The organism is Mycobacterium sp. NGS17, assembly GCF_059813205.1.
Genome location: NZ_JCALED010000006.1, coordinates 337,763 through 357,746, shown reverse-complemented (window position 1 = coordinate 357,746; position 19,984 = coordinate 337,763). Strand labels below are relative to the sequence as shown.

The following is a 19,984-nucleotide window of genomic DNA, read 5'->3' as shown; positions in this document are numbered from 1 at the left end:
TCGCCGCCAACACCCGCTCCAACCGCTCGGCGAGATCTCGCACGTCACAATCAGAAAAGAATTGACCGTCACCCACCGTGGTGAGGAAAAGCTGATCGTCGTCTCGGAAAAAGACCAGACCGAAATGTAACGGGCCGGCATGGGTGAGGGTTCCCGTCGTCCGGCCGCCGGCGAAATGCCCCGTGTGTGTTGCCGGAATGATGTTGACGGCGACCCGGTTAGACGTCTGCCCAGAACCGCCGAGACGTGTCTTGTCATCAATAGCGTGCACAGGGAACCGCTGATGTTTCAGCGCTTCGCGCATTCGCGTGTCGACGACTTTACAAAAAGTAGCAACGTCCGATTCAGGAGATGTTGGCAATACCAGCGGCAGGAATCCGGAAACCATTCCGGGCACCGTCTGCGTCTTCGGATCAACGCGCCTGCTCACCGGAAAGTCGAGCACCACCTCCGGGCTTTCGGTGTCGAACGCGCGCACCAAGAGGGCACAGGCGGCCGTAATCACTGACGATCGTCGGATCTGCAAGGCGTGTGACAGCTCTTGAACCCCGGCAACGAACGACGGGTCCAACTGAACGGGCTCAGAAGCCCGTTGATCGCCCCCGCCCCGGTTCGAGTCCGCCAACCTGTACCTTGGTTCGATTTCCGGCGGAAGATTCCTCGTCCAATAGGTTCGATCAGCGGCATAATCGTCAGACTCTTCGTATGCTAATTCGCAATCAACCAGGTCACTCAACGGTCCGAAAAAAGCGGGTGGAATCGGCTCGCCTGCGGCCATTGCAGAATATACATTCGCGATGCGGTGACAAACAAAAGTAAGTCCGATTCCGTCTACTACTATATGGTGGCAGCACGCGAATAAATGAAATTCTTCGGGTTGCGTCTGGAATAGTGCAAATTTGAACAGCGGGCCATCCAGGGGCATCAGAGTCGATTGGATCGATGATGCAAGCCGATAGGTGTCCTGTGCAGGATCACGCGAGCCAATGAGGTTGTATTGGGCTAGCTCGACATCGGGGTAGTCAACCGGCTTTTGGAAAACCCTGCCATCCACTTCGAAAAAGGAAGCCCTAAGTGGTTCGGCTTCACGCAGAACGTGAACGATCGACTGCTGAAGCAAATCAGGGTCTATCGGGCCCTCTATTCGCAGCAGTTCACCCAGCTGCCATTTCGCGCCGAAGCGACCCGTTTTTTGCGCGAGCCAGATGTCTAGCTGTCCGCGCGTCAGCGGTAAGGCCCGGCCATCAAGTTGCACTCTTCTACCCCCGAAGATCAACTTCCCATTGCCTCGGCTCACCGCCGTCCGCCCCGCGCAGACCTGAGTCGATTTGAGAAACCAACCCTACTGCTGCCAAACGAGCTCGGTCCGGCGTTTCGGCAAAGTTCTGAAAAGACGCTGTGGCTTTTTTCTGACCGATGCCTTCGCCGCAGGATTGGGCCGGTTGCGCTTCCCTCACTGTGGATCTGGCGATTGACGACTTGCGGCGTGGGGCGGCCGGCGAGCCCCAAAGTCTTTCCAAAGTGCGAAACTGTTCGACGCTCCTGAGCGCTGTGTGCGCCGACCCCGGGCGGCGTACACGCCTCAGTGCGTGCATCACCTTCGCGGTGCTTTCAGCCCTGCGATCCGAATGAAGAAAACAGTTACCGCTTTATGGAGTCGTTGCCTGCGATGCTCGGCGACAGCCGCTTATTGGCGCAGCGTTAAATCAACGGCTCCCCTGCACTTCGCCGAGCGATTGGTCGTGCAACTAGTCGCTGTGGGCACACACTTCCGACATATTTGACGCACGCCTAATTAGCGGGGCCGACTGCGTACTTATTGGCGCAATCCTGCAGCGCTTGGTTCACGTACGGCGCCAGTCGACTCCGATGGTCAGCTTGCTGCCTAACTTGCCCCCGGATTGCCTGCCCACGCGCATTGAGCGTTATTCGGGGCTTACTCGGTGACCCAGCATGTTTATCTGGTCAGTTTCCCGGATAACAACTCTTCAGATTCCGTAGGGTGCCCGCTAAGCCGACTTTCGCTCTTGCGGAGTGGCAGTACATCACTGGACGACACAACGCACGAAACGAGTCCGATGCCCGTCAAACCGACCACCCCAGGCCGTACCAACAAAGACTTGCCGACAAAGCTCCCGCCTCGCTGGTTCGTCGCAGCAGTTATCGCGATCGGCGGGATGCAGCTGATGGCCACGATGGACGGGATGATCGCGGTCGTCGCTCTTCCCAGGATCCAGAATGACCTGGGTCTGTCTGATGCCGGACGGAGCTGGGTCATCACCGGGTACGTGCTGACCTTTGGCGGGCTGGTACTGCTGGGCGGTCGTCTCGGTGACACCATCGGGCGCAAGCGCGCCTTCATCGTCGGCGTCGCGCTGTTCACCGTCGTCTCGGCGATATGCGGCGTCGCCTGGAACGGGGGCGTTCTCGTTTTGGCGCGGCTGCTGCAGGGTGTGTCCGCCGCGATCATCGCACCGACCGGTATGGCGCTGGTGGCAACGACTTTCGCGAAGGGGCCGCTGCGCAATGCTGCGATGGCGGTATTGGGCGCGATCGGCGGCCTCAGCTCCGTGCTGGGCCTGGTGGTGGGCGGCTTGCTCACCGAGGTGTCGTGGCGGTTGGTGTTTTTGGTGAACGTGCCGATCGGAGTGGTGGTGCTGTATCTGGCCTACGCCTCGCTGCGGGAAACGCAGAAGGAGCGCACAAAGCTCGACGCGACTGGGGCAGGTTTGGCAACGTTGGTCTTCACCGCGGCGGTGCTCGGCTTTTCGATGGGGCCGGAGAAAGGGTGGCTGTCGCCGGTCACGATCGGTTCGGGCGTGGTGGCCCTGGGCGCTTTCCTGGCGTTCGTGGTGGTGGAGCGCAGGGCAGAGAACCCGGTCGTGCCGTTTGGCTTGTTCCTCGATCGCAACCGGCTGGCTATGTTCGCGGCCATGTTTCTGGCCGGTGGGGTCATGTTCACCCTCACCCTGCTGATCGGCGTGTACGTGCAGGACATCATGGGCTACAGCACGCTGCGCGCGGGCGTGGCGTTCATCCCGTTCGCCGTCGCCGTGGGCATCGGGGCCGGCGCGGCGTCGCGGTTGGTCATGTCGTTGCCGCCGCGGGTGGTGGTGATCATCGGCGGCCTGCTCGTGCTGGGGGCGGTGCTTTACGCCTCGACGCTGCACCGGGGCATACCGTACTTCCCGAACCTTGTGGTGCCGCTCGTCGTCTCCGGCATCGGTATCGGCGTGATCAATGTGCCGCTCGCGCTTTCGCTGATCGCCAGCGTCGGACTGGACCAGATTGGGCCTATATCCGCGATTTCGCTCATGCTCTCCCGCCTCGGCGGGCCGGTGGTGTTGGCCGTGATCCAGGGCGTGATCACCTGGCGCACGCTGCAACTCGGCGGCACCACCGGGCCGGCAAAGTCCATGAACGCCGCCCAGTTGCACGCGCTGGACCATGGCTACACCTACGGTCTGCAGTGGCTGGCCGGGGTGGCCGTGCTGGTGTGTGGGGTGGCGCTGCTCATCGGCTACAGTGCGCAGCAGGTGGCGCATGCGGCGGAAGTCAAGAAAGCCTACGACGCCGGCGAACTCTAGCTAAAGCCAACGGGCACAAGAGCATTGGCTGGGCCGCCGCTCCAAGGCCCCTTCGCGCAGTCAGGTTGCGCGAGGCCATCAGCAATCACAGCCTGAACCGGTGCGCGACCCGGCCAAATGCGCGGAGCCCCCTGTCAGGATTGAACTGACGACCGCTCGCTTACAAGGCGAGTGCTCTACCACTGAGCTAAGGAGGCGGGGTTAGAACCGGACCCAGCCTAATCGGTCACCGGTCGCTGTCGATCACGCCCGCGGAGCGCACCGCCCGCGACGACGGGCGCCGCCGCCCGGGCAGCGGAATCCGGTCGGCGATGTTGCTCAGCGGGTTGACCACCATGGTGAGCGCGATGACGGCGTCTTGCAGGGTGGCGATGGCGGGTTCGAGGGCCTCCATCCCGGGTGTCAGTCGAGCCAGGGTGTCGGCGACGTCGGCGAGCTGATCGAGCGGCCCGTTCTTCGCCGTCAGCTTGTCGATGAGCCCGCCCTCGCTCAGTAGCCGGTCGGCGAGGCCGTCCTCGGCCAGCAGTCGTTCGATCAGACCGTCTTCGGCGACGAGCTGATCGGCCAGCCCACCCGGCTGCAGGGTGCGCTGCAGGGCGCCGCCCTCGGCGGTCAGGCGGTCCAGCAGCCCGCCCTCCGACGTCAGCATGTCGACCACCCCGCCGGGGCGCAGCAGGCGATCGATCGGACCGTCCGGGGCGACGGCCCGGCCCAGCGGGGCGTCGTCGTCGAGCAGTCGGGCCAGCCGATTGGCCCGGACGATCGCGTCGTCGATCCCCAGCATCGACGTCATTGCGGTGGTGCCGGCGGCCCCGCTCTCACCCACAGCCCGCTTTGCCACGCCGACGGCCGCGCTCGCCACGCTCAGACCCGCATCCGCGGCGGCCAGACCCACCCGGGCGGGCGCGGTCGCAGCCGACACGATGCTTCTGGTGAGGTTCATTCCAAGAGTCTATTCACGACGCACACCGGGCAAGACCTTTATGTCCCAAGGCAATGCGATGATCCCTGGCAGACTACTATCAGTTTGTTGGCACGGAGCTTTCAGGAAGCGCACAACCTTCACATAGCAAACGTTCAAGTAAGGGACATGGACATGACATCGGCAACCCCCAACGACTCGAAATCCGAGGCTCGGGTCCTCGTGGTCGACGACGAAGCCAACATCGTCGAGCTGCTGTCGGTGAGTCTGAAATTCCAGGGGTTCGAGGTGTATACGGCCACCAACGGCGCCCAGGCGCTGGATCGGGCGCGCGAGGCGCGTCCCGACGCCGTGATCCTCGACGTGATGATGCCGGGCATGGACGGGTTCGGGGTGCTGCGGCGGCTGCGCGCCGACGGCATCGACGCCCCCGCCCTCTTTCTGACCGCCCGGGATTCACTGCAGGACAAGATCGCCGGCCTGACGCTGGGTGGCGACGACTATGTGACGAAGCCGTTCAGTCTCGAGGAGGTCGTCGCCCGCTTGCGGGTCATCCTTCGCCGTGCCGGCAAAGCGGGGGCCGAACCGCGCAGCGCGCGCCTCACTTTCGCCGACATCGAGCTCGACGAGGAGACCCACGAGGTGTGGAAGGCCGGTCAGCCGGTATCGCTGTCGCCTACCGAATTCACGCTGCTGCGTTACTTTGTGATCAATGCCGGCACGGTGTTGAGCAAACCGAAGATCCTCGACCACGTGTGGCGCTACGACTTCGGAGGTGACGTCAATGTCGTCGAGTCCTACGTGTCGTATCTGCGTCGCAAGATCGATACGGGCGAGAAGCGGCTGTTGCACACGCTGCGCGGAGTGGGTTATGTGCTGCGAGAACCGCGGTGAGCAGCGGTAGCGAAGAAGTAGGTAGATGGTCACCAAGCCTCGACGTGGACTGCCCCTGCGGATAGGGCTCGTCGCCGCCACCCTGGCCCTGGTCGCCTGCGGCCTCGCCGTTTCCGGTGTCGCGGTGACGTCCATCCTGCGGCACAGCCTGGTCAGCCGCATCGACTCCACGCTGCTCGACGCGTCCCGCGGCTGGGCGCAGGCCCCGCGGCGGCAATCGCCGCCGCCCTTCAATGGTCCCGACCCGGGCCGGCCGCCGTCGAAGTTCTACGTGCGCGGCGTCAGCACCGACGGCACCCCGTTCACCGCCATCAACGACCGCAACGCCGAACCGGCGCTACCGCCCGACAACGACGTGGGTCCCAACCCGACGACGCTGCCCTCGGTGAACGGCTCGGACATTCAGTGGCGGGCGGTCTCGGTGCACGGTCCGCACGGGCTTACCACGGTCGCGATCGACTTGTCGGACGTCCAGCACACGCTCACTTCGTTGGTCTGGTTGCAGATGGGCATCGGGGTGGCGGTGCTTGCCGTCGTCGGAATCGCCAGCTTCGCGGTGGTGCAGCGCAGCCTGCGGCCGCTCGTCGAGGTCGAGCAGACGGCCGCGGCAATCGCCTCAGGCCAGCTGGATCGCCGTGTGCCAGAACGAGATCCGCGGACCGAGGTGGGCCGGCTGTCCCAGGCGCTCAACGGGATGCTCGCGCAGATTCAGCAAGCGCTGGCGTCCTCGGAGTCCTCCGCGGACAAGGCTCGCGGCTCCGAGGACCGGATGCGGCGGTTCATCACCGACGCCAGCCACGAACTGCGCACCCCGCTGACCACCATCCGCGGTTTCGCCGAGCTTTATCGCCAGGGCGCCGCGCGCGACGTGGCGATGCTGATGTCGCGAATCGAAAGCGAGGCGTCGCGGATGGGCCTGCTGGTCGACGACTTGCTGCTGCTGGCCCGCCTCGATGTGCAGCGCCCCCTGGAAAACCATCGGGTGGACCTGCTGGCGCTGGCCAGCGATGCCGTGCACGACGGGCAGGCGATGGACCCCGGGCGCACCATCACCATGGAGGTTCTCGACGGCCCCGGCACCCCGGAGGTCCTGGGTGACGAAGCGCGGATCCGCCAGGTGCTGAGCAACCTCGTCGCCAACGCCTTGCAGCACACGCCGGAAAGCGCCGACGTCACCGTGCGGGTGGGCACCGACGGCGACAACGCGGTGCTCGAAGTGGCCGACCAGGGTCCCGGCATGAACCAGGAGGACGCGTCGCGCGTGTTCGAGCGGTTCTATCGGACCGACTCGTCGCGGGCTAGGGCCAGCGGGGGCACCGGTCTGGGCCTATCCATCGTCGAGTCGTTGGTGCGCGCGCACGGCGGTGTCGTCAGCGTGACCACGGCGCCCGGCGAGGGCTGCCGGTTCCGGGTGACGCTGCCTCGCATCAGTGACGTGACGGCGCACGAGCCGGTTCACGCCAACTGAGCCAGCGCCGCCTTGATCCTGGCCTGGGCGTCGTCCAGCGATTCCGCTGACGGGTTGCGGTCGACTCCTGCGAAGCCGAAGTCGCTCAGGCTGCGGGTGGGGAAGACGTGCACGTGCAGGTGCGGCACTTCTAGCCCGGCGATGATCAGGCCGGAACGCTCGGTGCGAAAGGCCTTGCACACGGCCTTGCCGATCAACTGGCTCACGGACATGACCCGGGCGAAGGCCGACCCGTCGACGTCCTGCCAGTTGTCGATCTCGGCGCGCGGCACGACGAGCGTGTGCCCCTGCGTCATCGGCTCGATCGTCAGGAACGCGACGACGTCGTCGTCCTCGTAGACGAAACGGCCGGGGAGTTCACGGTTGATGATCTTGGTGAAGATCGACGCCATGGGCCCCAGCATAGGGGTGTCGACATTGCGGCAGCGGTCCTGGTCGAGCTCGCGCCCCGAGCCGCCAAGGCAATCTCGGCGACGCACCGATGAGTTCGGCCGCGTTCGCGGGTCAATCCTGCGACGCCTTACAACGCGGATGGATTCAGGAGACCTCACCATGTCACGAGTGCGCGTGCACAACTTCTCGGTGTCCCTCGACGGCTTCGGCGCCGGTGTCGGCCAAAGCATGGACGCGCCGTTCGGGCACGCCGGCGGACGGCTCCACGAGTGGTTCTTCGCGACGCGGACGTTCCGCGCCATGCACGGCGAGTCGGGCGGGGCCACCGGCATCGATGACGCCTTGGCCAGCCAATGGGCGCCGGGCATCGGCGCCGAAATCATGGGACGCAACAAGTTCGGTCCGCAGCGCGGACCATGGGCCGGCCAAGACGGCGGCGAGGAATGGCAGGGCTGGTGGGGCGCCGAGCCGCCGTTTCACACACCGGTCTTCGTGCTCACGCACCACCCACGACCCCCGATCGAGATGGACGGTGGCACCACTTTCCACTTCATCGACGCAAGCCCTGTCGAAGCCCTGCAGATAGCCCGAAAAGCCGCCGGCGACAGCGACATTCGCCTGGGCGGGGGACCGTCGAGCGTCCGCCAGTTCCTCGAAGCCGATCTCGTCGACCACCTGCATATCGCGGTGGTGCCGATCGTCTTGGGGCGCGGCGAGTCGTTGTGGGCGGGGCTCGAAGGCCTCGAACAGCGATTCGACGTGGAGTCGGTGAGCAGCCCCAGCGGCGTCGTGCATCTGATCTTCACGCGCCGCTAAGAAGATCGTCGTCGGTCGAAGGGCCGGCTCAGTCCTGTTTGCCGAACTGCATCATGTCGAGGTTCCAGTACCCGCGCATGTTGGTGATCAGGCCCGCGTCATTGACCTTGTAGGTGAAAACGCCGCGCACCGAGCTGGTGAAGCCGCCCTCGAACTTGCTGTTGAGCACCAGGATGTGGGCGATCTCGTCGGGCGAACTCGACGCGAAGGTCTCCTCGCAGGTGATGGAGAGTTGGTTGGCCGCGATGTTGGTGTCGAAGAACGCGCCGACGGCCTCCTTGCCCCGGACCCCCGTTCCGTCCGGGTTGGTGACGGACTTGCCGATCGGATCCTCGATGACGACGTCGTCGGACATCAGCGCCAGCCAGCCCTCCCGGTCGTGCGCCTGAACGCAGCGCCACGACGACTGCGACGCGGCGAGGGCCGGGGATGCCTGGGCCTCAGCGGTTTCGGTCATTTTCTTCGCCGCCGGCCTACCGGTCGGCGTCGGTGAACCGGATGACGCCGCGAATGTTCTTGCCGTCCAGCATGTCCTGGTAGCCGTCGTTGATCTGTTCAAGCTTGTACTGGCGGGTGATCATGTCGTCCAGGTTCAGCTTGCCGGCCTTGTACATCGACAGCAGCTGCGGGATGTCGTACTGCGGGTTGCCACCACCGAAGATGGTGCCCTGCAGGTTCTTCTGCATCAGCGTCAGCATCGCCAGGTTCAAGGTGACATTGGTGTCCAGCAGGCTGCCGATGGCCGTCAGCACGCAGGTGCCGCCCTTTTGGGTGATGTTCAGGTAGTTGTCGATGTCGGCGCCCTGCAGCTCGCCCACGGTGACCACGACCTTGTGGGCCATCAGGCCGTAGGTGACCTCGGCCATGCCCGCCATCGCGGCCATGATGTCGGGGTAGACGTGGGTGGCGCCGAACTTGAGCGCCTGGTCGCGCTTCCACTCGACGGGGTCGATCGCGAAGATGTAGCGGGCGCCGGCGTTGACGGCGCCCTGCAGCGCGGCCATGCCGACCCCGCCGACGCCGACGATGGCGACGTCCTGTCCCGGGCGGATGTCGGCGGTGCGGACCGACGAGCCGTAGCCGGTGGTGACGCCGCAACCGACCAGCGCGGCAACCTCGAACGGCACGGACGGGTCGATCTTCACCACCGAGCTGCGGTGCACAACCATGTAGGGGGAGAACGTGCCCAGCAGCGTCATGGGGTAGACGTTTTGGCCGCGGGCCTGGATGCGGAAGGTGCCGTCGGACACGGCGGCGCCGCCCAGCAGGCCGGCGCCCAGGTCGCACAGGTTACGCATGCCCGCCTGACAGGTCGGACACTGACCACACGACGGGATGAACGACAGCACCACGTGGTCACCCGGGGCGATGTCTTCCACGCCCGGACCGACCTCGGTGACGATGCCCGCGCCCTCGTGGCCGCCCAGCACCGGGAAACCGGCCATCGGGATGCCCCCGGTGACCAGGTGGTGGTCGGAGTGGCACATGCCCGCCGCTTCCATCTGGATCTTGACCTCATGCGCTTGCGGGTCGCCGATCTCGATTTCCTCGATAGACCAGGGTTGGTTGAACTCCCAGATCAGTGCGCCTTTTGTCTTCACGATGGTCCTGACCCCATTTCGCCTTTGAATCGATCAGAGCTGACCGGCCCCTTCATGCCGGCCAGCTGGGTGACGAGTGCCACAGGCACCCTTGTCGCGTCAGCATAGCGCGTGCAACAAATCAAATGCTTGGTTGGCTCCCGCGGGCGCCGCCGTGAGCTCAGCGGTCACCAAATCGGGACGGGCGCCTCGCCAAGCGGGTAGTAGCCGGGCAGCTTTTCGCCGGCGAGGCTGCGCTCGATGCGCCTCTGCATGCCGTCGCTCAGGTCCCCGGACTCGATGAGTTTGCCGAACATGTACGCGACGTGACCGAAGTCGAAGAAGTCGCGCTGCCACTCGATGAGCTGGTCGCCGTTGAGGCGAAACCAGCTGCCGCCGATGCCGTAGATCTCGTCCTGGGTGCCATCGGCCTTGTTGACGATCTGTTTCCAGAAGCCGACGATCTCGCCCTGCTTTTCGTCGATGAGCACCTTCTGGTACTCGTACACCCAGTTCTCCAGGCCCTCCATCTCCAGGCCCAGGGCGACGTCGCGGATCTCGTCGACGCCCACGCACATCACGTCTTCCTTGGGGCCGATGTTCCAGCCGTAGGTGGCGTCTTGGGTGTAGAAGTCCGCCAACGGTCGCCAGTCACCGGCCTTCTCGCAGTCCTTGTTGGCCTGCAGCCAGCGGTCGACCCATGCCTCGAGATCTTCGCGCGAGTGTGACGCCATTGTCCTAATCTTCCTTCTCTTTGATGAATAGTGCTTGCGTTGGGCACATTTCGACCGCGCGCTCGACTTCGTCGCGGGCGTCCTCGGGCGGTTCGGGGTCGACGATTTCGACCTTGCCCCGCTTGGGCACCCGGAAGTAGTCCGGCGCCTCCAATTCGCACATGGCGTGGCCCTGACACAAATCCAGATCCGCTTCGATCCTGAATCCGCCCATCGGACTTACTCCTTACGCGCTGCGCTTGCGGTAGCGCACCTTCGCCGGCCGGGCGAGCTGCACCACCATCTTGGAGTGGTCGTTGTGATAGCTGTCCGCCGGCTGCGCCATCTCGAAGTCGTACTCGCGCAACAGGACCGAGAAGATCGCCTTGATCTGCATCTGGGCGAACGCGGCGCCGACGCAGCGGTGCCGGCCCGCCCCGAACGGAATCCAAGTCCACCGGTTCACGATGTCGGCCTGCTCGGGCTTGTTGTAGCGGTCCGGCTTGAACGCGTCGGGGTCGGGGAAGTCCGCCGGGATCCGGTTCGAGATCGCCGGGGATGCCGCTACGTAGTCGCCGTCGTGGATCGGAAAACCCTCGACCTCGAACTCGCCCTTGGCGACCCGCATCAGGATGATCAGCGGCGGATGCAGCCGCAGGGTCTCCTTGACAACGTTGTCCAGCTTCGGAATCGACCGCAGCGCATGGAAACTCACCTCCTGGCCATCGGCGTAGAGCTCCTCGAGCTCGGCCAGCACCTCGGCGTACACCTCGGGATGGCGGATCAGCTCGATCAAAGTCCACGCCGAGGTCCCCGAACTGGTGTGGTGCCCGGCGAACATCAGCGAGATGAACATGCCGGTGACCTCGTCGGCGGAGAACCGCGGGTTTCCGTCCTCGTCGTTGATCGACACGAGCACGTCGAGCATGTCACGGTCGCTTTTATCCTGGGGCGGGTTGGATAGCCGCTCGTTCATGATTTCCTGCACCAGCGCAACGAGTTTCACGCGCGCCTCGTCGCGACGCCGAAAACTCTCGATCGGCAGGTAGGGATCGACGTAACACAACGGGTCGGTGCCGCGCTCGAGCTCGTGGTAGTACTCGGCGAATCGGTGGTCGAGCTGGTTGCGGAATTTCACGCCGATCAGGCAGGCCGTCGACGTGTAGATGGTCAGCTCGGAGAAGAAGTCGAGCAACTCGATCTCGCCCTGGTCGCCCCAGTCGGCGATCATGCCCTTCACTTGAGCTTCGATGGTCGCGGCGTGGCCCTTCATCTGCTCGCCGCGCAGCGCCGAGTTGTGCAGCATCTCCTTGCGCCGCTCCGGGCTGGCGTCGAACACCACGCCCTTGCCGAAGATCGGCGCCATGAACGGGTACGCCGCTGCTTGGTCCAGGTCTTCGTCGGCGGACCGGAAGAAGAACTCGTTGGCACCCGCGCCGGAGAGCAGGATGACGTGCTTGTCGACCAGCTGGAACCACCCGACGTCGCCACACTCGTCGCGGACGCGCTGCATCAAACCGATTGGGTCGGTGCGGAATTCCTCGAGGTGACCGTGTTCTTCCTCGCCGCCGGAAACCCGGGGCACCACAGTTGTGGTCGTCATGACGGCATCCCCTCTTCGCCCAGCGCGAGTTTCTGGCGATCTTTGTTGTCGGCCAACGGGGCTTCGGGCTGAAGCTCCATGTTGGCGATGAAGCCGCCGCGCGGTGTCTCCGCGACGAACGTGATCGCTCGCGCCAAGTCCGCCGCCCTTAGGAAGTAGTCGTGGCGCGCCTGGCCCCACTTGGCCCAGTCCTCCAGCGCGGGGCCGATCTTCTCGGCAGGCAGGCTCCAGCCCATCGAGGTCTTCGTCGGGCCGGGGTGCACGATCGAGGCCCGCACGCCGGTGCCCTCGAGCTCCATCTGGAAGTTGGTGACCATCGCGACCAGCGCGGCCTTGGCCGCGCCGTAGGCGCCCATGTGTGGGCGCTGCCGCAGGGCGACGTCGGAACCGACGAAGATCAGGTCGCCGCGTTGGCGGTCGAGCATGCCCGGAAGGACGGCTGAGGCCAGGCGGAAGGCGCCGACGAGGTGGATCTGCAGCTGCGACTCGAACTCGTCGCCTGCGATTTCGGCGAGCTTGCCGAAGTAGGTGTCGCCGGCCCCGGCCACCAGCACCTCGATGTCGCCGAGGGCATCGGTCGACTGTGCGACAAAGGATTTCACCGAGTTCGGATCGGTCACATCCAGGTGGAAGCCGACCGCTTCGCCGCCGTTGGCGTTGATCTTGCCGACGATGTCGTCGAGCTTTTCGACGCGGCGCGCACCCAGGGCGACGGGGAAGCCGTGCGCCGCGAGCTCGATGGCGGTGGCCTCTCCGATGCCGGAGGAAGCACCGGCCACGATGGCGGGCCGGCGTTCGGGCAAGGGTTCAAACCGGGGCATTCAGCGGACCTCCACGCTCATCGGTAGGTGAGCGAATCCGCGGACATTGCTCGAGTGGACGCGGACGGCGTTGGCCTCGTCCACCTCGTATCCGCGGATTCGCTTGAACAACTCGGTGAGCGCGACCCGGGCTTCCATCCGCGCCAGATGCGCGCCCAGGCAGAAGTGTGCGCCACTACCGAAACTCAATAGTTTGGGCCCGATTTCGCGCCCGATCAGGTAGTCGTCAGGGTGGTCGAAGACCCGCTCGTCCCGATGGCCGGAACCGGGCAACAGCAGCAGTACGTCGCCCTCGGGGATGGTGGTGTCGTAGAGGGTGAGCTCACCGGACACGGTACGAGCCAGGATCTGGCTGGAGGTGTCGTAGCGCAGGGTCTCCTCGACCCACAGCGGCACCCGCGACAGATCCTCGTAGACCGGCGTCAGTTGGTCCGGGCTCTTGTGGCCCCAAAATGCGGCGTTGGCAAGCAGTTTGGTGGTGGTCTCGTTGCCGGCGATCACCATCAGGAACATGAAGCCGAGCACCTCGTCGTCGGTGAGCCGGTCACCGTCGATCTCGGCCTCCAGCAGCGCCGAGGTCAGGTCGTCGGTCAGCTTCTCGCGCCGCTCGGCCACCATCTGCTGGTAGTAGACGATCAGGTTGAGCGAGGCCTCCACCGCCTCGGGCGGCACGTCGGTGACACCTTCCTCGCGGTGCATCACCCCGTCGGCCCAGGCCCGAACCTGATCGCGATCCGGCTCGGGGACTCCCATCAACTCGGAGATGACGTCCATGGGCAGCTTGCCGGCGAACTCGTCGACGTAGTCGACCGCACCGTCTTCGGCCTTGGCCAGCATCGTGTCGAGATGCCGGGTCGCGATCTCGGTGACCCGGGGTTCGAGTTCGCGAATCCGGCGCGGGGTGAAGCCTTTTGAGACCAGCGTCCGCAGCCGCAGGTGGGCGGGGTCGTCCATCGCCAAGAACGACATCGTCTTGCTGGCGTGCGGGCCTCGGGACGCCGGGTCCAGCGAGACGCCGTACTTGTTGGAAAGCGTTGTGCTGTTGCGGAATCCCTGTAGCACGTCCTGGTGCCGCGACAGCGCCCAGAACTTCAGCTCGTCATTGCGATACAGCGGGGCCTCGTCGCGCAGCCGCCGGTAATACGGGTACGGATCTTCGTGGAAGTCGTAGTCGTAGGGATCGAGGACCAGCTCGTGGTCGCCCACATGGACGGTCATTTACGTTCGTGTCTCCTGGCTTGTCGTCCCGGGCAGGATCAGGCTCACTACATAGGCCAATCGGTCGGCGATCTGGTGATAGGTGAACTGGCCGCTGGCGGCCTGTACCAATGCGCCGAAGAACGCCATCTCGAGCGCGGCCACCGTGTTGGGGTCGGCCCCGGGTCCGATCGCCGTTGCGATGCGGCGGTGGATCTCCGCGCCGATGCGATCGCGCACCGCGCCAACGGCCGGATCCGTGCCGCCGCCGAGCAGCGCCGTCGTGCACGCCGCGCCGACCTCGGGCTCGTCGGCGACCACCAGCGCCAGGTGCCGCAGCACCTTGTCCACCCGGACCGGCATCGGGTCGTTGACGTCGGTGAAGAACGGAACCCGCCGCACCAGGTCGAGATAGACCTCAGCGATCAGGTGGTTCTTCGATGAGAAGTAGGTGTACGCGGTGGCCGGGGCGACCTTGGCGCGGGCGGCTACGGCGCGGACCGTCAGGTCGGCGTACGACTTTTCCCGCAGGGTTTCGATGCCGGCTGCCAGCACCTTGCGGAAGGTCTCTTCCTGACGACGGTTGCGCGGCGACTGACCGGTCTGGCGGTCGCCGTCGGATGTGATAGTCACCAGTGCGTCGCTGGACACATGTCCAAGCTAGTGGACCAAAACGGGGAGAAGCAAGCCCGCTCGGCAAAATCGCTGCTTATCGGCGTTCTGCGCCGCGTGGCGGGCAACATCCCAGATAGGCTCTTGCACCTTCGGCTGGCCGACGACTATGGTTCGATCGGACAATATCGGACAGCTGTCCACTAGATGGCGTGGCGGTTGCCGCGCGCAGACGGGAGCGGGACATGGCCTTGTTGGCCGACGGCGTGAGTGAACTGTTCATCGACGGCAGGCTGTCGGCCGGTAGCGCCGGCAACTTCCCCACGGTGAACCCGGCGACCGAGGAGGTGCTGGGCGTCGCCGCCAACGCCGATGCCACCGACATGGACCGCGCCATCGACGCCGCGCGGCGCGCCTTCGACGACACGGACTGGTCCCGTGACACCGAGTTGCGGGTGCGTTGCATACGGCAGCTGCGCGACGCGATGCGCGACCACATCGAGGAACTGCGCGACATCACGATCGCCGAGGTTGGCGCCCCGCGGATGCTCACCTCGGCCGCGCAATTGGAGGGACCGGTCGGCGACCTGAGCTTCGCCGCCGACACCGCCGAGGCCTACGAGTGGAATCGGGACCTCGGCCAGGCTTCGCCGATGGGCATCCCGACCCGGCGCACGATCGCGCGTGAAGCCGTCGGCGTCGTCGGTGCGATCACCCCGTGGAACTTCCCGCACCAGATCAACCTTGCCAAGCTGGGGCCCGCGCTGGCCGCCGGCAACACGGTGGTGTTGAAGCCCGCACCGGACACGCCCTGGTGCGCCGCCGTGCTCGGCGAAATCATCGCCGAGCACACCGACTTCCCGCCCGGTGTCGTCAACATCATCACGTCGAACGACCACCGGATGGGGGCGCTGCTCTCCAAAGACCCTCGGGTGGACATGGTTTCGTTCACCGGGTCGACCGCGACGGGGCGCAGCGTCATGGCTGACGCCGCCGCGACCATCAAGCGAGTGTTCCTGGAACTGGGCGGCAAGTCGGCGTTCGTCGTTCTCGACGACGCGGACCTGGGCGGGGCGTGTTCGATGTCGGCATTCACCGCGGCCATGCACGCTGGGCAGGGCTGCGCCATCACGACCCGGCTGGTGGTGCCGCGGGCCCGCTACGACGAGGCCGTCGCCATCGCGGCGGGAACCATGGGCTCGATCAAGCCCGGCGACCCCGACGACTCCGGAACCGTGTGCGGCCCGGTGATTTCCGCGCGGCAACGGGACCGCGTGCAGAGCTACCTCGACCTGGCGATCGCCGAGGGCGGAACGTTCGCCTGCGGCGGCGGCCGGCCGGCGGACAAGGACCGCGGGTTCTTCATCGAGCCCACCGTGATCGCGGGCCTGACCAACGACGCGCGTCCCGCCCGGGAGGAGATCTTCGGGCCGGTGCTCACCGTGATCGCCTACGACGGCGAAGACGACGCACTGCGCATCGCCAACGACTCGCCATATGGCTTGTCGGGCACCGTGTTCGGTGCCGACCCCGAACGTGCGGCCAACTTCGCAGCGCGGATGCGGGTGGGAACCGTCAATGTCAACGGCGGCGTCTGGTATTCCGCCGACGCGCCGTTCGGCGGATACAAACAGTCCGGGAACGGGCGAGAAATGGGCCTGGCCGGCTTCGAGGAGTACCTGGAAGTCAAAACCATTGCCACAGCCGTGCAGTGACCGCGCCAATCAGGCGACCGAGAGGAAACCATGCGATTCGAGAATAAAGTCGGCATCGTCACCGGATCCGGTGGCGGCATCGGGCAGGCGTACGCCGAGGCGCTGGCCCGCGAGGGCGCGGCGGTGGTGGTCGCCGACATCAACGTCGAGGCCGCGGACGCGGTCGCCAAGCAAATCGTCGCCGACGGCGGAACCGCCATCAGCATTCCGGTCGATGTATCCGACCCCGCGTCGGCCAAGGAAATGGCCGACCGCACGCTGGCCGAATTCGGCGGCATCGACTACCTGGTCAACAACGCCGCGATCTTCGGCGGCATGAAGCTGGACTTCCTGCTCACCATCGACCCGGAGTACTACCGCAGGTTCATGAGCGTGAACCTCGACGGGGCGCTGTGGTGCACCCGCGCGGTGTACAAGAAGATGGCCAAGCGTGGCGGCGGGGCGATCGTCAACCAATCATCCACCGCCGCCTGGCTTTACGCGAACTACTACGGCCTGGCCAAGGTCGGACTCAACGGCCTGACTCAGCAGCTCTCCCGCGAACTGGGTGGCCAGAAGATCCGGATCAACGCAATCGCTCCGGGCCCCATCGACACCGAGGCCAACCGGACCACCACGCCCAAGGAGATGGTCGACGACATCGTCAAGGGCCTGCCGCTGTCGCGCATGGGCACGCCCGCGGACCTGGTCGGCATGTGCCTGTTCCTGCTCTCCGACGAGGCATCGTGGATCACCGGACAGATCTTCAATGTTGACGGCGGACAGATAATCCGATCATGAGCGATCACGCGAAGCTCGGCTATATCGGCCTGGGCAACATGGGCGCGCCGATGGCCACAAAGATGACCGAATGGCCTGGCGGGATCACGGTTTACGATATCAGGACCGAGGCGATGACCCCGCTGGCCGAAAGGGGCGCCAGCCTGGCCGACAGCGTCGCCGATGTCGCCGCCGCCGACATCATCCACATCACCGTCCTCAACGACGCCCAGGTGCGTGAGGTGGTCGGCGAGCTGGCGGCCCACGCGAAACCCGGCACCGTCATCGCGATCCACTCGACCATCAGCGACACCACCGCGGTCGACCTCGCGGCCGAGCACAAGCCTCATGGCATCCATATCGTCGACGCGCCGGTGAGCGGTGGGGCCGCCGCGGCAGCGAAGGGTGAGCTCGCCACGATGGTGGGCGCCGAGCGCGACGTGTACGAGCGGATCAAGCCGGCCTTCAAGCACTGGGCCGCGATGGTCATCCACGCCGGCGATCCGGGTGCCGGGACGCGAATGAAGCTGGCCCGCAACATGTTGACGTTCACCTCGTACGCCGTTGCGTGCGAGGCCATGAAACTCGCCGAGGCGGCCGGACTCGACCTGCAGGCATTGGGTCGGGTGGTCCGTCACACCGACGCCCTCACCGGGGGCCCGGGGGCGATCATGGTCCGTGACAACATGAAAGACATTGAGCCGGAGAACTTCCTGTACCAGTCTTTTGTGCATGCCCGCGGCCTGGGAGAGAAGGACCTGAGCCTGGCGTTGGCTCTCGGCGAGGCGGTCTCGGTCGATCTGCCGTTTGCCCAGCTGGCCTTTCAGCGGCTGGCCGCAGGCCTCGGAGTACCGCACACAGAGAAAGAGGCGTAATGGACGAGTTGCGCAGCAAGGGCCTCGCGAAGATGAACGAGGTGTACGGCTGGGAGATGCCCAACATCGAAGGCGACGCGTACTTCGACCTGACCGTCGACCACCTGTTCGGCAGCATCTGGACGCGACCGGGATTGTCGATGCGCGACAAGCGCATCATGACGCTGACGGCGGTGACCGCGATCGGAAACCGTGACCTGGCCGAAATCCAAATCAACGCAGCCCTTCTCAACGGTGAACTCACCGAGACCGAACTGAAGGAAATGGCCGTCTTCCTCACCCACTACCTGGGCTTCCCGCTGGGTTCGGCGCTCAACGGCGCCGTCGACGCCGTCGTGGCCAAACGCAAGAAGGCCGCGGAGAAGGGATCTGGAGAGGACAAGAAGGCCAATGTGGACGCCGCGGTGAAGATGCACAGGGGTGAGTGAGAGCGACCCGCCGTATCAGTACGGCTGAATGCCGTCGGGCATCACGTATTCGGAGATCGGCGCGGAAGTCCCGTTGACCGTCGTTCCGCCGTTGATGATGCCCGGTGCCATCTCCAACATGTTGTGGGGAAAGCCGAACCTCGGTTTGGTCAGCGTGTCGAGCCGCTCCAGCTCATCGGCGCCGAGGTTCACGTCGACGGCCCGGACGTTGTCCTCGAGCTGGGAGAGCCGGCGTGCCCCGATGATGACCGATGAGACGGCGCGCTGCGCGCGCACCCAGGCCAGCGCCACGCTGGCGACGTTCGTCTCGTGTGCCTTCGCGATGGCCGCGAGCTCGTCGATGACGGCGTAGGTGTTTTCGTTGAGAAAGGCGTCGACCATGGCGCCGCGGTCCGCGTTGCGCTGGCCGCCGTTGGCCCGGGTGTACTTGCCGCTCAGCACGCCACCTTTCAACGGCGACCACGGCGTGATGCCGAGGCCGAATTCGGACGCCATCGGCACCAAATCCTGTTCGATGGCGCGCTCCAGCAGCGAATATTCGACCTGAAGCCCGACGAACGCCGACCACCCGCGGAAACCGGCGATCAGGTTGGCCTGGGCGATCTTCCACGCCGGGGTGTCCGAGACGCCGATGTAGCGCACCTTGCCGGCGCGCACCAGGTCCTCGAGCGCCGCCATGGTCTCCTCGATGGGGGTGTTGGAGTCCCAGATGTGCAGCCAGTACAGGTCGATGTAGTCGGTTTGCAAGCGCCGCAACGAGTTTTCGCAGGCGTTGATCAACGACTTGCGGCCCGAGCCGCCGCCGTTGGGATCACCCGGATACAGGTTGCCGCTGAACTTGGTCGCGATCGCCAGCCGATCGCGGCGCGCGGGGTGGCGCCCGATGTGGTCGCCGATGATCTTCTCGGAGTGGCTTCGGGTGTAGAAGTTGGCGGTGTCGATGAAATTGCCGCCGAGCTCGAGGTAGCGGTCGATGATTTGTTGCGACTCTTCCACGCTGGTGCCCCAGCCGAGGTCTTCGCCGAACGTCATGGCGCCCAGGCACAGGGGGCTAACGCGCAGACCGGATCGCCCGAGTGTCACGTATTGATCCAGCGGCATGAGGCCCACTCCCTGGTAGATTGTTCGGTTATGAGGTTGTTCATAACAAAACTAGTTCATAGCTGAACGATCTGGCAAGTCGAATGTCTGCAGTCGATGCGGCCAGGATCTGGTCACTGAACTACCGGGTGCTGCTGTCGGTCATCTCGTGCGCCGAGGCCGATATCTGCGCGCTGGGCCTCGAGTCCAAGGAACTGTTTCTGCTGGCCGAGATCGACGATCATCCCTATCCGGCCGAACTGGCCGCGACGCTGAGCATGCCCAAGGCGACGGTGACGCTGTACCTGAAGCGGCTCGAGGCCGCGGGGTTCGTGCGCCGCGAGATCGACCCGTGCGATCTGCGTCGCCACAAGCTGCTGCTCACCCCGGCCGGACGCCAGGCCGCCAGGAAGGGCATGAGCCTGCTGTCCGACGAGTTCGACAAGCGCCTCGGACGCCTCACCGCCGCTCAGCGCAACGACCTCAGGGCGCTGCTGGAGAAAATCGTCTGAATCCACCGG

20 protein-coding genes, 1 tRNA gene and 1 pseudogene are annotated in these 19,984 nt (G+C 65.2%); 9 read left to right on the top strand and 13 right to left on the bottom strand.

Features of this window, described 5'->3' with window-relative positions:
• On the bottom strand, window positions 1-1,255 hold a 1,255-nt coding region (locus AC5Y7E_RS16190; RefSeq protein ID WP_499949753.1), incomplete at its 3' end, for a condensation domain-containing protein.
• A gap of 779 nt (window positions 1,256-2,034) precedes the next feature.
• On the opposite strand from AC5Y7E_RS16190, the pseudogene AC5Y7E_RS16185 reads away from it, so the two are divergent.
• A pseudogene (locus AC5Y7E_RS16185) lies at window positions 2,035-3,587 on the top strand (MFS transporter).
• Between the two features lie 125 nt (window positions 3,588-3,712).
• Here AC5Y7E_RS16185 and AC5Y7E_RS16180 read toward each other — a convergent pair.
• Together AC5Y7E_RS16180 and AC5Y7E_RS16175 are read right to left on the bottom strand one after the other, a co-directional pair.
• A tRNA-Thr gene (locus tag AC5Y7E_RS16180) sits at window positions 3,713-3,784 on the bottom strand.
• A 29-nt stretch (window positions 3,785-3,813) separates the two neighbouring features.
• On the bottom strand, window positions 3,814-4,530 hold the full coding sequence (locus AC5Y7E_RS16175) for a hypothetical protein (RefSeq protein WP_499918982.1): 717 nt from the start codon (window positions 4,528-4,530) through the stop codon (window positions 3,814-3,816).
• Between the two features lie 153 nt (window positions 4,531-4,683).
• Here AC5Y7E_RS16175 and AC5Y7E_RS16170 point away from each other — a divergent pair, with 153 nt between their 5' ends.
• Window positions 4,684-5,403, top strand: coding sequence for a response regulator transcription factor (locus tag AC5Y7E_RS16170; protein WP_499918980.1), 720 nt, complete (start codon window positions 4,684-4,686; stop codon window positions 5,401-5,403).
• 25 nt (window positions 5,404-5,428) lie between these two features.
• Window positions 5,429-6,871 (top strand): sensor histidine kinase, encoded by a 1,443-nt coding sequence (locus tag AC5Y7E_RS16165; protein ID WP_499918977.1) that lies wholly within the window; start codon window positions 5,429-5,431, stop codon window positions 6,869-6,871.
• On the opposite strand, the gene AC5Y7E_RS16160 is transcribed toward AC5Y7E_RS16165, so the two are convergent.
• On the bottom strand, window positions 6,859-7,263 hold the full coding sequence (locus AC5Y7E_RS16160) for an HIT family protein (protein WP_499918975.1): 405 nt from the start codon (window positions 7,261-7,263) through the stop codon (window positions 6,859-6,861). The genes AC5Y7E_RS16165 and AC5Y7E_RS16160 overlap by 13 nt on opposite strands.
• A 160-nt stretch (window positions 7,264-7,423) precedes the next feature.
• Between AC5Y7E_RS16160 and AC5Y7E_RS16155 the strand changes: the two genes are divergently transcribed.
• Complete coding sequence (locus tag AC5Y7E_RS16155; protein WP_499949752.1) at window positions 7,424-8,080, top strand: dihydrofolate reductase family protein; 657 nt, start codon at window positions 7,424-7,426, stop codon at window positions 8,078-8,080.
• 28 nt (window positions 8,081-8,108) lie between these two features.
• Here AC5Y7E_RS16155 and AC5Y7E_RS16150 read toward each other — a convergent pair whose 3' ends face one another.
• The 8 genes from AC5Y7E_RS16150 to AC5Y7E_RS16115 all read right to left on the bottom strand — a co-directional run bounded on the left by AC5Y7E_RS16150 (window position 8,109) and on the right by AC5Y7E_RS16115 (window position 14,645).
• Window positions 8,109-8,537, bottom strand: coding sequence for a ketosteroid isomerase family protein (locus AC5Y7E_RS16150; RefSeq protein WP_499949750.1), 429 nt, complete (start codon window positions 8,535-8,537; stop codon window positions 8,109-8,111).
• A 16-nt stretch (window positions 8,538-8,553) separates the two neighbouring features.
• Window positions 8,554-9,681, bottom strand: coding sequence for an NDMA-dependent alcohol dehydrogenase (locus AC5Y7E_RS16145; RefSeq protein WP_499949749.1), 1,128 nt, complete (start codon window positions 9,679-9,681; stop codon window positions 8,554-8,556).
• Between the two features lie 167 nt (window positions 9,682-9,848).
• Window positions 9,849-10,394, bottom strand: coding sequence for a nuclear transport factor 2-like protein (locus tag AC5Y7E_RS16140; RefSeq protein WP_499949747.1), 546 nt, complete (start codon window positions 10,392-10,394; stop codon window positions 9,849-9,851).
• Window positions 10,395-10,398: 4 nt separating this feature from the next.
• Window positions 10,399-10,608, bottom strand: a complete 210-nt coding sequence (fdx, locus tag AC5Y7E_RS16135; RefSeq protein WP_499918966.1) for a ferredoxin Fdx — start codon at window positions 10,606-10,608, stop codon at window positions 10,399-10,401.
• A gap of 12 nt (window positions 10,609-10,620) precedes the next feature.
• Window positions 10,621-11,976, bottom strand: coding sequence for a lanosterol 14-alpha demethylase (gene cyp51, locus AC5Y7E_RS16130; RefSeq protein WP_499949745.1), 1,356 nt, complete (start codon window positions 11,974-11,976; stop codon window positions 10,621-10,623).
• Window positions 11,973-12,797 carry an SDR family oxidoreductase gene (locus tag AC5Y7E_RS16125; protein ID WP_499949743.1) on the bottom strand — a complete coding sequence of 275 codons (825 nt, stop codon included), beginning with the start codon at window positions 12,795-12,797 and terminating at the stop codon, window positions 11,973-11,975. Before AC5Y7E_RS16125 ends, cyp51 begins: the two co-directional genes overlap by 4 nt.
• Window positions 12,798-14,015: a cytochrome P450 gene (locus AC5Y7E_RS16120; RefSeq protein ID WP_499918961.1), complete on the bottom strand. Its 1,218-nt coding sequence runs from the start codon at window positions 14,013-14,015 to the stop codon at window positions 12,798-12,800.
• On the bottom strand, window positions 14,016-14,645 hold the full coding sequence (locus AC5Y7E_RS16115) for a TetR/AcrR family transcriptional regulator (RefSeq protein WP_499949741.1): 630 nt from the start codon (window positions 14,643-14,645) through the stop codon (window positions 14,016-14,018).
• Between the two features lie 206 nt (window positions 14,646-14,851).
• On the opposite strand from AC5Y7E_RS16115, the gene AC5Y7E_RS16110 reads away from it, so the two are divergent.
• Genes AC5Y7E_RS16110 through AC5Y7E_RS16095 form a run of 4 tightly spaced genes read left to right on the top strand, consistent with a single transcriptional unit; the run spans window position 14,852 to window position 18,383 of the window.
• Window positions 14,852-16,321, top strand: coding sequence for an aldehyde dehydrogenase (locus AC5Y7E_RS16110; RefSeq protein ID WP_499949740.1), 1,470 nt, complete (start codon window positions 14,852-14,854; stop codon window positions 16,319-16,321).
• A 30-nt stretch (window positions 16,322-16,351) separates the two neighbouring features.
• Window positions 16,352-17,101 (top strand): SDR family oxidoreductase, encoded by a 750-nt coding sequence (locus tag AC5Y7E_RS16105; protein ID WP_499918957.1) that lies wholly within the window; start codon window positions 16,352-16,354, stop codon window positions 17,099-17,101.
• Window positions 17,098-17,955 carry an NAD(P)-dependent oxidoreductase gene (locus AC5Y7E_RS16100; protein WP_499949738.1) on the top strand — a complete coding sequence of 286 codons (858 nt, stop codon included), beginning with the start codon at window positions 17,098-17,100 and terminating at the stop codon, window positions 17,953-17,955. The genes AC5Y7E_RS16105 and AC5Y7E_RS16100 overlap by 4 nt, the downstream gene beginning before the upstream one ends.
• Entirely contained in the window at window positions 17,955-18,383 is a 429-nt protein-coding gene (locus AC5Y7E_RS16095; RefSeq protein ID WP_499949737.1) for a carboxymuconolactone decarboxylase family protein, read from the top strand. The genes AC5Y7E_RS16100 and AC5Y7E_RS16095 overlap by 1 nt, the downstream gene beginning before the upstream one ends.
• A gap of 15 nt (window positions 18,384-18,398) precedes the next feature.
• Here AC5Y7E_RS16095 and AC5Y7E_RS16090 read toward each other — a convergent pair whose 3' ends face one another.
• Window positions 18,399-19,493, bottom strand: coding sequence for an aldo/keto reductase (locus AC5Y7E_RS16090; protein WP_499949736.1), 1,095 nt, complete (start codon window positions 19,491-19,493; stop codon window positions 18,399-18,401).
• A gap of 74 nt (window positions 19,494-19,567) precedes the next feature.
• On the opposite strand from AC5Y7E_RS16090, the gene AC5Y7E_RS16085 reads away from it, so the two are divergent.
• Window positions 19,568-19,975, top strand: coding sequence for a MarR family winged helix-turn-helix transcriptional regulator (locus AC5Y7E_RS16085; RefSeq protein ID WP_499918949.1), 408 nt, complete (start codon window positions 19,568-19,570; stop codon window positions 19,973-19,975).
• Window positions 19,976-19,984: the final 9 nt, after the last annotated feature.

Bases quoted from the DNA above. Each gene is read 5' to 3' on its own strand.
- AC5Y7E_RS16085 (WP_499918949.1), top strand. From the start codon at position 19,568: ATGTCTGCAGTCGATGCGGCCAGGATCTGGTCACTGAACTACCGGGTG.
- cyp51 (WP_499949745.1), bottom strand. From the start codon at position 11,976: ATGACGACCACAACTGTGGTGCCCCGGGTTTCCGGCGGCGAGGAAGAA.
- AC5Y7E_RS16160 (WP_499918975.1), bottom strand. From the start codon at position 7,263: ATGGCGTCGATCTTCACCAAGATCATCAACCGTGAACTCCCCGGCCGT.
- AC5Y7E_RS16120 (WP_499918961.1), bottom strand. From the start codon at position 14,015: ATGACCGTCCATGTGGGCGACCACGAGCTGGTCCTCGATCCCTACGAC.
- AC5Y7E_RS16125 (WP_499949743.1), bottom strand. From the start codon at position 12,797: ATGCCCCGGTTTGAACCCTTGCCCGAACGCCGGCCCGCCATCGTGGCC.
- AC5Y7E_RS16155 (WP_499949752.1), top strand. From the start codon at position 7,424: ATGTCACGAGTGCGCGTGCACAACTTCTCGGTGTCCCTCGACGGCTTC.
- AC5Y7E_RS16100 (WP_499949738.1), top strand. From the start codon at position 17,098: ATGAGCGATCACGCGAAGCTCGGCTATATCGGCCTGGGCAACATGGGC.
- AC5Y7E_RS16110 (WP_499949740.1), top strand. From the start codon at position 14,852: ATGGCCTTGTTGGCCGACGGCGTGAGTGAACTGTTCATCGACGGCAGG.
- AC5Y7E_RS16105 (WP_499918957.1), top strand. From the start codon at position 16,352: ATGCGATTCGAGAATAAAGTCGGCATCGTCACCGGATCCGGTGGCGGC.
- AC5Y7E_RS16150 (WP_499949750.1), bottom strand. From the start codon at position 8,537: ATGACCGAAACCGCTGAGGCCCAGGCATCCCCGGCCCTCGCCGCGTCG.
- AC5Y7E_RS16165 (WP_499918977.1), top strand. From the start codon at position 5,429: ATGGTCACCAAGCCTCGACGTGGACTGCCCCTGCGGATAGGGCTCGTC.
- fdx (WP_499918966.1), bottom strand. From the start codon at position 10,608: ATGGGCGGATTCAGGATCGAAGCGGATCTGGATTTGTGTCAGGGCCAC.
- AC5Y7E_RS16095 (WP_499949737.1), top strand. From the start codon at position 17,955: ATGGACGAGTTGCGCAGCAAGGGCCTCGCGAAGATGAACGAGGTGTAC.
- AC5Y7E_RS16175 (WP_499918982.1), bottom strand. From the start codon at position 4,530: ATGAACCTCACCAGAAGCATCGTGTCGGCTGCGACCGCGCCCGCCCGG.
- AC5Y7E_RS16170 (WP_499918980.1), top strand. From the start codon at position 4,684: ATGACATCGGCAACCCCCAACGACTCGAAATCCGAGGCTCGGGTCCTC.
- AC5Y7E_RS16140 (WP_499949747.1), bottom strand. From the start codon at position 10,394: ATGGCGTCACACTCGCGCGAAGATCTCGAGGCATGGGTCGACCGCTGG.